This is a genomic window from Salirhabdus sp. Marseille-P4669, assembly GCF_900240405.1.
GTDB lineage: Bacteria > Bacillota > Bacilli > Bacillales > Alkalibacillaceae > OEQK01.
This window is the reverse complement of the sequence record NZ_OEQK01000004.1, coordinates 213,140-224,884: the sequence shown is the minus strand read 5'-3', so window position 1 is coordinate 224,884 and position 11,745 is coordinate 213,140. Positions and strand designations below refer to the sequence as shown.

Genomic DNA, 11,745 nt, shown 5'->3' with positions numbered 1-11,745 from the left:
AGCAAGATGGCTTATTGTTACAAGGGTATATTCACAATGTTTACATCTTTAGTAGAATTCCGAACAACTAGTTCCGGTTTATACAAAATGGAATGTTTATTGGATGAATCCACATTACTACTGCTCGTATTAAGCTTAATGAGTTCAATGATGGTTTCCGCAGCAGCCTTCCCCATTTCACTTTTCGGGTGTTTAATTGTTGTTAATTTTACCTCAGATACTTCGGCTAACAGCGAATCATCATATCCCACAATCGATAAATCATCAGGGACTTTTATATTGCGATTTCTCAATACCTTTAATACCTCTATTACTAACTCGTCATTGTATGCTACAAGGCCCGTTGTTTGGTTGTTTTTATCTGTAATGACCTTTTCGATTTCTTCAATCGGCTTTGTTTTTTTATTTTCTGTGCTGTACGTAATAATGTTTTTCGGATTTAGTGGAATACCGTATTTTCGGTGTGCTTTTAAAAAGCCCTTCATTCGCCTTGTTCCTTGCGCATCATCGGTTTTAAAGCATCCTAATATATTCGTATGACCTAATTCAATTAAGTGCTCCGCTTGTAGAAAGCCTCCCATTTCATCATCCATAATAATGCTAATTGGCTCTAATTCATCATAGTATGCGTTTATCATAATGTAAGGTAGCCCACGATTTTCAAGGTTTAAATAGTAGCTAATATTTGGATTGGAATAGGCACTCTTTGTTGGTTCTACGATGATTCCGTCAAAAGATTGGGATAGGATTTTTTCTAGTATTTCTCGTTCCTTATCTTGATCGTTATTGGTGCTAAAAATACTGACTTGGTATCCTTCCTCACTTAAGCGTGATTCTGCGCCTCTAATGATAGAAGGAAAAATATAGTCCGATATAAAAGTAGTGACAATCGCTATATTTTTCTGGTTGTTGTTCCCCTGATTGAGCTTGGTCCGATCTGCACAAAATGTACCAGAGCCTTGTTCGCGGTACAACCAACCCTTCGTCACTAAATCTCCAATAGCGAGTCTAACTGTGTGTCGACTAACCCCAAACTCTTTCATTAAATCGCTTTCGGAATGTATCTTTTGATTTGGAATATAGGTTCCGTCTAGAATTCTTGATTTAATTGCTTGTTTTACTTTACTATATTTCGTTTCCAAAAGTAGACACCTCGACTCATTTTCTATTCGCATTGAACTTATTCGTATAAGTTATATGATACCATAATACCTTTGGATTTAATATGTATACGAAGCCTCTTGATGAAAAAAGCAGAGCTATTGGAACCCGATAGCCCTGCGCACTTATTACTTATTCCATACAACTTCACTAATACTTAGATCTTGCCTTAATTTTACTGGATTTGTCTCTTCATCGATTAGAACGCATTCTATTTTCGTCATATTCGCAAAATCCAATAGTTGCTCTACAGAAGCTTGCAGTGAAAATACGGTGTGATGCGCGCCACCAGCATATATCCATGACTCTGTTGCTTCACTTAAGTTTGGTTCAGGCTTCCATAATACTTTCGCTACTGGTAATTTCGGGGTTTCTTCAAATGGTTCCACTGCCTGGACTTTATTCACTACAAGACGATATCTTCCACCAAGCTCTACAAGGGATGCTACTACTGCGTCCCCACCTTTTCCATCAAAGACGAGTCGTGCAGGAGCCTCTTTCCCACCAATATCAAGTGGATTCACGACAATTTTTGGTTTGTTTACCGCAACAGTTGGACAAATTTCTAGCATGTGAGAGCCTAATATCATTTCATTACCTGGCTCGAAATGATACGTATAGTCCTCCATAAAAGAGGTATTCTTATTATTGGTCATTATTTTTACCATCCGAAGTAGGGCAGCCGTTCGCCAATCCCCTTCTCCTGCAAATCCATACCCCTCTGCCATAAGTCTTTGAGCGGCTAGACCAGGAAGCTGCTTCATTCCATGTAGGTCCTCGAAATTAGTAGTAAAGGCATTGTAACGATGCTTGTTTAAAAAGACTTTTAGTCCAAGCTCGATACGTGCTTGTTCCAAGATGGCATCTCGAACTGGGCCTTGTTCCTTCGCTTCTTTCGGTAATTCATAGAGTTCCTCATATTCACGGAAAAGATTCGTTACCTCTTCCGCTTTGATATTTTTCATTTCTTCTACTAAATCACCGATACCATAGTAATCAACTGTCCAACCAAACTTTATTTGTGCTTCTACCTTGTCCCCATCCGTAACTGCTACATTTCGCATATTATCACCAAATCGTGCTACACGAATATTTGGACCTTCTACAATCGCAACTGCTGTTTGCATCCAGTTAGCAATTTTATTGGTGACATCTTTATTTTCATAGTGACCAACCACTACTTTTCTAGCAATATCTAATCTAGTAGTAATAAATCCATATTCACGATCTCCATGTGCGGATTGATTTAGATTCATGAAATCCATATCGATGTCCTTCCATGGAATATCGCGATTATATTGCGTATGTAAATGTAAAAGTGGCTTTGTTAATGCCTTTAACCCAGCTATCCACATTTTTGCAGGGGAAAAGGTGTGCATCCAAGTAATAATCCCAGCACAATTTTCATCATAATTTGCCTCGAGCATTAACCGATGAATATCTTCTGCATTTGTTAATACCTTCTTAAATTGAATGGGAAACGGAAAATTTCCATCCTTATTCAACGTGTTGACCATTACTTGTGAATGTTCTTCTACTTGATTCAGTGCCTCATCTCCATACAAGTATTGACTACCTGTTACAAACCAAAATTCATATGGCCTCAACTTTAACATCTTTACTCCCCCATTATTTATTTTTTATTTGTACGTATAGCTCTTAGCCGCTTCATGACATCGTTCTCACCACGTCCAAAATAATCGTGTAAAGTGGAATACTCTTGATATAACAATTCATAAATCTTAACGTTTTCTGGTATTGGCACAATTACTTCTTCTTTAATCCTCGCCATCCTTTTAGCGGACTCGATAATATCGTCGTACCCACCGTTATCCTTCCCTGCTGCAACTGCACCAAACATGGCCGCTCCTACTGCAGGAGTATGTATGGAGTCTGCGATTTTGATTTTTCGGTTCGTGACATCCGCATAAATTTGCATTAACAGTTTGTTTTTATGTGGCAATCCTCCACAAGCATAAAGCTCATGAATTTCAACCCCGTTGAAATGGAAGGCTTCTATAATCTTTCGAGTTCCAAATGCTGTTGATTCTAGCAATGCTCGATATATTTCCTCTGGCTTTGTTTGAAGCGACATACCGAGTAACACGCCACTTAGATCTGTATCTACTAAAATCGATCGATTTCCATTCCACCAGTCCAATGCAAGCAAACCAGTTTCCCCTGGTTCATAGGTAGCTGCGCTGTTTTCTAACCATTCATGCACCGATATCCCTTCGTCCGCTGCAGCTTTATGCACATATTCAGGCACTCCTTGATTCACATACCAAGCAAAAATATCTCCTACCGCGGACTGACCCGCTTCATAGCCGTAAAATCCTGGTATAATCCCGTCCTCTACAACACCACACATACCTTCTACTAATCTTTCTTCATTTCCTAGGACCATATGACAAATCGATGTCCCCATTGCCATGACAAGCTTACCTGGCTCTGTCACTCCCATTGCCGGAACAGCAGCATGTGCATCTACATTTCCAACCGCAATGGCAATCCCTTCATTTAAACCTGTAAGGCTAGCCATCTCTGGTGTTAGTGTTCCTGCTTTACTACCTAAAGGGACAACTTCCCCACGAAGCTTCGTCTCCACTACATTTTCTAATCTAGGGTCTAATGCTTTGAAAAATGCTTTACTAGGATAACCATCTTGCTTATGCCAAATAGCTTTATACCCAGCCGTACAACTATTCCGAACTAGATTACCAGTTAGCCTTGAAATGACCCAATCGGTTGCCTCCACAAATTGATCCGTTGCTTCATATATTTCCGGTGCTTCATTTAAAATTTGCCAAACTTTTGCAATCATCCATTCGGAAGAGATTTTCCCTCCATACCTAGGTAAAAAGCTTTCTCCCATTTTTTCTGCAATTGCATTTAATTGGTTTGCTTCCTCTTGTGCAGCGTGGTGCTTCCACAGCTTTACCCAGCTATGCGGATTTTCTATGTATTTTGAATGGAAACAAAGAGGTTCTCCATTTCCATCTATTGGAAGCATTGTGCAAGCAGTAAAATCAATACCTAAACCGATGATGTCCTCTTTGTCTACGCCTGACTGTTTGATGACCTCAGGAATAGAATTTGCTAAAACCTCCACATAATCTTGTGGATGCTGTAATGCCCATTCAAATCCGAGCTTAACGTTGGAATACGGTAATTGCTCATCCAGAACTCCGTGCTTATATGGTGTTACATGGTTCGCAATTTCTTTTCCATCTGCCAAAGAAACTAATACAGCACGGCCAGACTCTGTACCATAATCCACACCAATTGTATATTTCGTCATACACCCTCTCCCCCTAACCTATAAATTAGTAGATATAATAATTTTTTCACCACTTGCCTACCACTTTTTTTGATACCGCTTTCATAAGCGTGTAAAAAAATAATTCCTAGTGGTTGTAAATTGATATGGTGAGATTTTTTATCATGTACGCATAACAAGTGTGATTTAAATTCATATTAATATAATTTGTACGTACATGCAAGATGAATTTATTTATTTTATATTACGATCCTTTCATTAGGTACTTTTGTTGATTACAGCTAACGGTTCCTTCAACCATACCGTCAGTAGACACAAAAAAACTCCTATCCACTATAATTAATGGATAGGAGCTTTTCTTATTATTTACTTACCTCAATTACTGCATCCTGACCAGCTACCACATCAGCACCTGTCTTCGCTTCTGTAATTTTGAACTGATCCCCATTCGCAATAATGATTGGAGTGATTATGTTATAGCCTGCTTCTTGCACCTTCGTAAGATCAAAGTTCGCTAATTGATCTCCTTTTTTAATCTTTTGTCCATCTTGAACTTTAATGTCAAAGCCTTCCCCTTTTAATTGAACGGTGTCTAATCCCATATGAATGAGAAGTTCTACACCTTCCGTTGACTTTAAGGTAATCGCATGTTTTGTTGGGAATACGGTTACAACTTCTCCATCAATTGGGGAGACGAGTTTTCCGTCAGTTGGAATAATTGCGATACCGTCCCCCATCATTTTTTCAGAAAACACTTGATCTGGCACTTCCTCAAGTGCTACTGCTTGTCCAGATAATGGTGCTACTAGTGTTGTATTTTCAGTAGCGCTTGCTACTTCTGTTGGCACAGAGTCGCCACCACTGTCCATAATATCTTGAATTTGACCACGTAATACGTCAGATGTTGGTCCAAATATTGCTTGGACACCGTTACCAACTTCAAGGACTCCATTTGCACCAAGTGCCTTCAGCTTGTCCTTATTTACTTGCCCTTTGTTGTTAACACCTACACGTAGACGAGTGATACATGCATCTAAAGATTTAATGTTTGCTTTTCCGCCTAGTGCTGCTAATACATCAAGTGCTTTTTGATTTTTATCTCCGCCTTTTATACCAGCTTTTTGTTGGTATTCATCTTTTGTAATCAGACGGTTTGAATCTTCATCTCCACGACCTGGAGTGAGTAAGTTAAATTTGCCGATTGCCCATGTGAATACGAAGTAATACACAACAGCCATGAAAATACCTACAATTGGTACATACCACCATGGCTCGCCTACACCAGGTAAGATTCCGAATAGAGTAAAGTCGATAAATCCAGATCCACCTGCATAACCGATGTTCACATCCAAAATATACATAAGCATGAAGGACAGACCTGCCATCAATGTGTGGAAAACATACAATAATGGTGCTACGAATAAGAACGTAAATTCAATTGGTTCTGTTATACCAGTTAAGAATGCTGTACCTGCTGCTGTAAATAGTAAACCTGCAACTGCCTTTTTGTGCTCTGGCTTAGCCATACGATACATTGCGAAAGCTACAGCTGGTAATCCGAATAAAATGAATGGGAATTTACCTGCCATAAAGCGTCCTGCTGTAATTTCAACTGCATCGTTAATTTGTTTGTCTGCAAGCTGCGCCATATACATTGCCGTATCCCCAGAAACTACTGTTCCAGCAAGAGTAGTATACATACCGCCTACTTCAGAGAAACGAATTGGAATGTAGAAAATGTGATGTAATCCAAAAGGAATCAATGCACGCTCTACTACTCCATATAAGAACATATAAAATGGTGGTGTATCCTCACCAGATAACGCTGTACCTAATGCGAAAATTCCATCCTGCACAAACGGCCATACGAACGAGAAGATAAGTGCGATAACAATGGACCAACCTGCTGTTACAATTGGAACGAAGCGTGATCCCCCAAAGAAGGATAATACTTCTGGCATTTTGATGTCGTGATATTTCTTATAAAGGTTTGCTGCAACAAACCCCATTACGATACCGCCGAAAACACCAATTTGTAAGGTAGGAATTCCTAGCTCCAAACCATATCCTGCTTCTGATACGTTTTCCGCAGTAATACCTAGAACCGTACCGATTACCGTGTGCATTACTAAGTAACCAACTAATGCCGATAAAGCAGCAGCGGCCTTCCCACCAGACCAGCTACCAGCAATACCAATAGCAAATAATACTCCTAGGTTTCCAAAAATGGCATTACCTGCTCCTTTTAATAGTGATGCAAGTCCTTGCCAGATGTCGTTTTCTAAAAACGGTAGGTAATCCATTAAATATGGAGATTGCAATGTTGTACCTAATCCTAGCAGAAGTCCTGCAGCTGGTAACAATGCAATAACTACCATGAACGTTTTCCCAATACGCTGGAAAAAGTCAAAATTAAATATTTTTTTCATAATTAACTCTCCCTTCCGTCTTCTCATAGCAGTTATGAAAGCGAATTCTTATTTGTGATTTTTAAAGCAGAGAGAAGATAAACCCCTCTCCACTTTAAAGAAATTTCATGAATTTATTCCATGTATAATTAGTTGAGTTCTGGCCAGTAGCCTTTGTTTGCTTCGATTAATGCATCTAGTACTTCTCTCGCTTTTAGAGCAGATACTACTGTACGGTTTAATGTAAGGGCTTGAAGTGCTTTCGTATAAGATCCTTCAATATAAGCTTCTGAAGTTAGCTTTTCGTAAGCAAATTGTCCTTCAATTAAGCCTTTGTAGAAAGTTGGGATTTCACCAACTGCATAAGGTCTAGGACCATTAGCTGTTAAGCTTGCTGCAACTTCCACCATTGCATCGTTTGGTAGGTTTTCCACAATTCCGTCGTTCTTTAAGATAACAACAAAGTTATCGCCTTTATTGTAAGCAATAGATTCCGCTACAATAATGATGAATTCACCATGAGCGTCGTTATGCACAACGTGAGAATCCTTTGCCGTTCCATTTTCAATAATTCGGTTACATTCTTCAAATACGCGTTTTTCACGACCTGCCATTACTTCGTTTGCACGAGTAAATTCAGGGTTTAGCTTTTTCAATACTTTATCTGGATAGAGATAATACTGTAAATATGTGTTTGGTAGGTAGTCTGGGAAGTCTCGTACCATTTGCTCTACCATTGCATATGTTTCCAACCATGATTTATCTCTTTGCTCATAGTCAGCTGGACGGAATCCGCCTTCTAAAATCATCTCTCTTAATTTAGGGAGTAAGTCATGCCCTTCTTTATCATAAAGGTGTGTAAACCAACCGAAGTGATTTAGTCCAAAGTATACAGGGTCGAAATCTCTTGGGCTCATGTCTAATAGTCTTCCATAAGAGCGTAGTAAGTTTTCCGGTTGGTCACAGATGTTTAGGATTCGCTTATCTTCTGGATAGAGTCGAGATAGTGCATCTGCTACGATTGCTGCTGGGTTTGTATAGTTTAAAATCCAAGCATTTGGTGCAACTGCTCGAACATCCTCTACTAATTGAACCATATCACGAATAGAACGCATACCATATGCAAATCCACCTGGTCCACAAGTTTCTTGACCGATAACACCTAAGCTCAATGGAATTTTTTCATCCTTCTCACGCATTGCATATCCGCCTGTACGCATTTGACAAAATACGAAATCCACATCTTCACGGAATGCTTCACTTTTATCGGTTGTATAACTGAAATTAACATCAGGATATTCTTCTTTAAATAGTATTTTAGCAAATTCCCCAATAGTTGCTTGACGTTCCTCGTCTACATCGATCATGACTAATTTGTCAATTGGGAATGTATCTTGTCTTGCACATAATCCTTTTAGTAATCCTGGTGTCCAAGTACTTCCGCCACCAACGATTGTTACATTAAATTTTTTCATATTATTTCATCTCCTAAGTTGTAATTGATTGTTTGTCATCGCTTACAAACACATCATAACAAGGAATCGCTTACATATCAGAAAAGTTTCATTTTATGAAATTTTTTTCATTTCGATTATAATAGACTTATACTAATTTGTTTTACTTGAGGAGCATAAAAGATGTACAACTTCATCGCAAAGCTATTAAATTTCATCGAGTCTTCTACCGATCACACGAAATCAGAAATTGTCATTGCGGAGTATATTTTAAGGAATGTTCATAAAATACCCGAGATGTCCATTTATGAATTAGCGGAGGAATGTCACACTTCCCCCGCCACGATCACCCGTTTTTGTCGGAAGTTTGAGGATATTACATTTAAAGAACTTAAGGAATATGCACGGACGTATATTGAATTTAATGATACAGAAGTAGATTTTGAGAAGTTAGAGTCGAAAATCAATTTAAGTCAAATTGAGTTGTATTATGAGGAGCTGCAAAATTCGTTACAGGAAACAAAAGAAAAATTACATTCGAAAGACATACTAGAAGTTGTTCATCGAATACACGTCGCCCAAAAGGTCGCATTTTTCGGAGTAACGTTTTCCCATGTACTTGCTCGTAATGCGCAGTTTAAGTTTATGCGGCTAGGGAAATATAGTAGCGCCTATAGCAATCATGAAAATCAAATTACAGAAGCTGAAAACCTTACTTCCCAGGATCTTGCAGTCGTATTTTCCTTTTCTGGGGAAACACGTTTTATACGAAATTTAGTCAAAATATTAATTCAACAACAAATTCCCATCATCGCCATAACTGGAGACAAGGAATCCTTCTTAGCCAAAAGCGCAGAAAAAATTCTACTCGTAAGTGAACGCAAATTTCAAACCTATAAATCACCTATTATTGAAGAAATCAATATGTTAAGTGTGCTCAATTCTATTTATTTAGTGTACTCGTATTACTTAAATTCCCTATAGAGAGTGGAAGTTTCCCCTCTCTCTCTTTCATTAAATCAAATTTTTTTGATGTTTCCTGTTGACAACAGGAAATGTTTGGCATATATTCTAAATATCAAAATATATTGATGTATAAAACGGAGGTACGAACATGTTAAAGGAACTCCCCATTATTGATTTGTCATTAGAAAGAGATCTAGATAAGTATGAAGCGAAGTTCAAAGCTATTGCCGATAAAAAACGTCTACAAATTTTAAATGTTTTAACCAAACAAGGAGAAGCCTGTGTTTGTGACCTGCAACCTATTGTAGATATGCCTCAATCAAAGCTGTCATATCATTTAAAAATGCTATTAGATGCAGAGCTAATCAAGAAAGAAAAACGCGGCACTTGGAATTATTATTCAATCAACGTTAATGAAATAAATCACTTACTCTCAGAGGAGCTTTGTTGTCTATTTCGGCCAGGCGGGAACTAATGGAAGATAAATGGTGTTTTCATGAATCGTACTCTTGTCCCAGTAAACTTATAACTAAAACATCCATTTTTTTTGATCTAAATATCAATTTTTCTTGATGTAATAGGTTGAAAATTAAATACAAAACCTGTAATTGCGCTTGTTCATGAGAAAGGTGGAAGAAGGAATGCTTGGAGAATTTGTGCACAGCTTTATCCTATTAGCACTTGAACTTATCGTCTTATTTATTGGAATATCATTTCTTATTAGCATCTTACAAAGCTTTATCCCATATGAAAGAATCGAAGAAAGCCTGAAAACAAAGAACAAATTTCTCGCATCTTGGATTGCTGTATTTTTCGCTTTTATTACTCCATTTTGTTCTTGCTCTACGATACCAGTAGTCGTGAACATGCTAAAAAAGAAAATGCCTTTTGGAATCGTAATGGTATTTCTTTTTGCTTCTCCAGTACTCGATCCAACCATTTTAACCATTATGGGAGTCGTTTTAGGCTGGAAAGTAACGATCATTTATGTCGCAATCACTTCTATACTTTCTATCGTGATTGGATTAGCATTAGAAGCATTTGGTTTTGAGAAATCCGTTAAAAAAGTAGTCATGAAAAATGAGGAAGAAGAAGCGAAAGCATTCAGTATAAAAAACGCTTGGGAAGAAACCTTTACGCTGATGAAAGAGGTTTTACCATTTGTGCTTCTTGGTGCATTAATCGGTGCTGGGATTAAGAATTTAGTACCAACCGAGTGGATTGCGGCCACATTAGGCGAGGAAAGCATTTGGCTCGTTCCGATTGCAGCAATCCTTGGTATACCATTATACATAAGACTATCTAGTATGATTCCAATCTCTCAAGTGTTACTGACAAAAGGAATGGCTCTTGGACCAGTAATGGCACTGCTTATTAGCTCGGCTGGTGCTAGTCTTCCAGAGGTCGTCATGCTGAAGTCCATCTTTAAAAAGGAACTAGTTATACTCTTCGTTCTCTCTGTATTCTCTATGGCATCTATTTCTGGATTTCTATTTTACCTAATTTAAATGGTACCAATTTGAAAGGAGGTGAACCCGATGAAATGGAATCCTTTCACAAGTAATAAAAAGAGTAAAGATAACTGCTGTGATATACAAATTGTAGAAGTTGAAGAAGAAAAGGCTTGTTGCTCTGAAAATGTGACTTGCTGCTAGTAGCTTAAAAAACTCATTTGCCTCCCCTTAAATATGTTAAAATATTCTTACAAATAAGTCGGTCCATACATATTCGACAAATAGGGGGAGGCAATGAAATGGATTTTCCTACATTAAGTACAAAACGTCTTCGTTTAGTAAAGGTTGATAAGCAATATACAAAAGCATTATTTGATATTATGTCTAATGACGAAGTGACCAAATACTATGGTATGGAAAGTCTTACTTCCATTGAGCAAGCTCAACAAATAATCGAATCCTTTGATCGTAGCTATCGGCAAGGATTTGGTATCCGTTTTGGTATTGTATTAAAAGAAACAGGTCAATTTATTGGAACTGTTGGATTAAATAATTTAGTAACACGTATGAAGCGTGCTGAAATTGGCTATGAAATTCACCCAGCGTTTTGGCGAAAAGGCTATACGTCAGAAGCCGTGAAGCGTGTAATCAATTATGCTTTTCATGAACTTGGTTTGTATCGAATTGGTGCCGTCACCTTCCCTGAAAACGCCCCTTCCTGGAGGTTACTAGAGAAATTAAACTTCACGAAAGAAGGTACATTGCGCGGTTATATTTATCAGCATGGTCAATCAAATAATACGTATGTCTGGTCGATACTACGTCCAGACTGGGTAAGAGATTGAGTTATATTTGGATAAATACGCTTCAATGCCCTTCATTTACGATATGAATCGAGTTCATTACAAGCCAGAAATGGAAAGTACGTTTCCGATTCTGGCTTTAAAAATTTACGAATAAAGGCCTTTCAAATACTCCCCAATAAAGTATAATTGCTCACCTAATCAGCCAATTACTTCTCG

9 protein-coding genes are annotated in these 11,745 nt (G+C 38.1%); 4 read left to right on the top strand and 5 right to left on the bottom strand.

Features of this window, described 5'->3' with window-relative positions; translation table 11 throughout:
• Window positions 1-17 precede the first annotated feature (17 nt).
• From C1A05_RS10095 to C1A05_RS10075, 5 genes are all read right to left on the bottom strand, one after another.
• On the bottom strand, window positions 18-1,142 hold the full coding sequence (locus C1A05_RS10095; protein ID WP_102028099.1) for a GntR family transcriptional regulator: 1,125 nt from the start codon (window positions 1,140-1,142) through the stop codon (window positions 18-20).
• A gap of 147 nt (window positions 1,143-1,289) precedes the next feature.
• Window positions 1,290-2,777 carry an L-arabinose isomerase gene (gene araA, locus C1A05_RS10090; RefSeq protein ID WP_102028098.1) on the bottom strand — a complete coding sequence of 496 codons (1,488 nt, stop codon included), beginning with the start codon at window positions 2,775-2,777 and terminating at the stop codon, window positions 1,290-1,292.
• A 17-nt stretch (window positions 2,778-2,794) separates the two neighbouring features.
• Window positions 2,795-4,462, bottom strand: coding sequence for a ribulokinase (locus C1A05_RS10085; RefSeq protein ID WP_102028097.1), 1,668 nt, complete (start codon window positions 4,460-4,462; stop codon window positions 2,795-2,797).
• A gap of 341 nt (window positions 4,463-4,803) precedes the next feature.
• Window positions 4,804-6,870 (bottom strand): glucose-specific PTS transporter subunit IIBC, encoded by a 2,067-nt coding sequence (gene ptsG, locus C1A05_RS10080; RefSeq protein ID WP_102028096.1) that lies wholly within the window; start codon window positions 6,868-6,870, stop codon window positions 4,804-4,806.
• Window positions 6,871-6,998: 128 nt separating this feature from the next.
• Window positions 6,999-8,324, bottom strand: a complete 1,326-nt coding sequence (locus C1A05_RS10075; RefSeq protein ID WP_102028095.1) for a 6-phospho-alpha-glucosidase — start codon at window positions 8,322-8,324, stop codon at window positions 6,999-7,001.
• A gap of 162 nt (window positions 8,325-8,486) precedes the next feature.
• Here C1A05_RS10075 and C1A05_RS10070 point away from each other — a divergent pair, with 162 nt between their 5' ends.
• The 4 genes from C1A05_RS10070 (at window position 8,487) to C1A05_RS10055 (ending at window position 11,568) form a co-directional block, all read left to right on the top strand.
• Entirely contained in the window at window positions 8,487-9,287 is an 801-nt protein-coding gene (locus C1A05_RS10070; RefSeq protein WP_102028094.1) for a MurR/RpiR family transcriptional regulator, read from the top strand.
• 130 nt (window positions 9,288-9,417) lie between these two features.
• A complete protein-coding gene (locus C1A05_RS10065) occupies window positions 9,418-9,744 on the top strand; it encodes an ArsR/SmtB family transcription factor (RefSeq protein WP_102028093.1) in 327 nt (108 codons plus the stop codon).
• Between the two features lie 166 nt (window positions 9,745-9,910).
• Entirely contained in the window at window positions 9,911-10,777 is an 867-nt protein-coding gene (locus tag C1A05_RS10060; protein ID WP_102028092.1) for a permease, read from the top strand.
• Window positions 10,778-11,022: 245 nt separating this feature from the next.
• Window positions 11,023-11,568 carry a GNAT family N-acetyltransferase gene (locus C1A05_RS10055; RefSeq protein ID WP_102028091.1) on the top strand — a complete coding sequence of 182 codons (546 nt, stop codon included), beginning with the start codon at window positions 11,023-11,025 and terminating at the stop codon, window positions 11,566-11,568.
• Window positions 11,569-11,745: the final 177 nt, after the last annotated feature.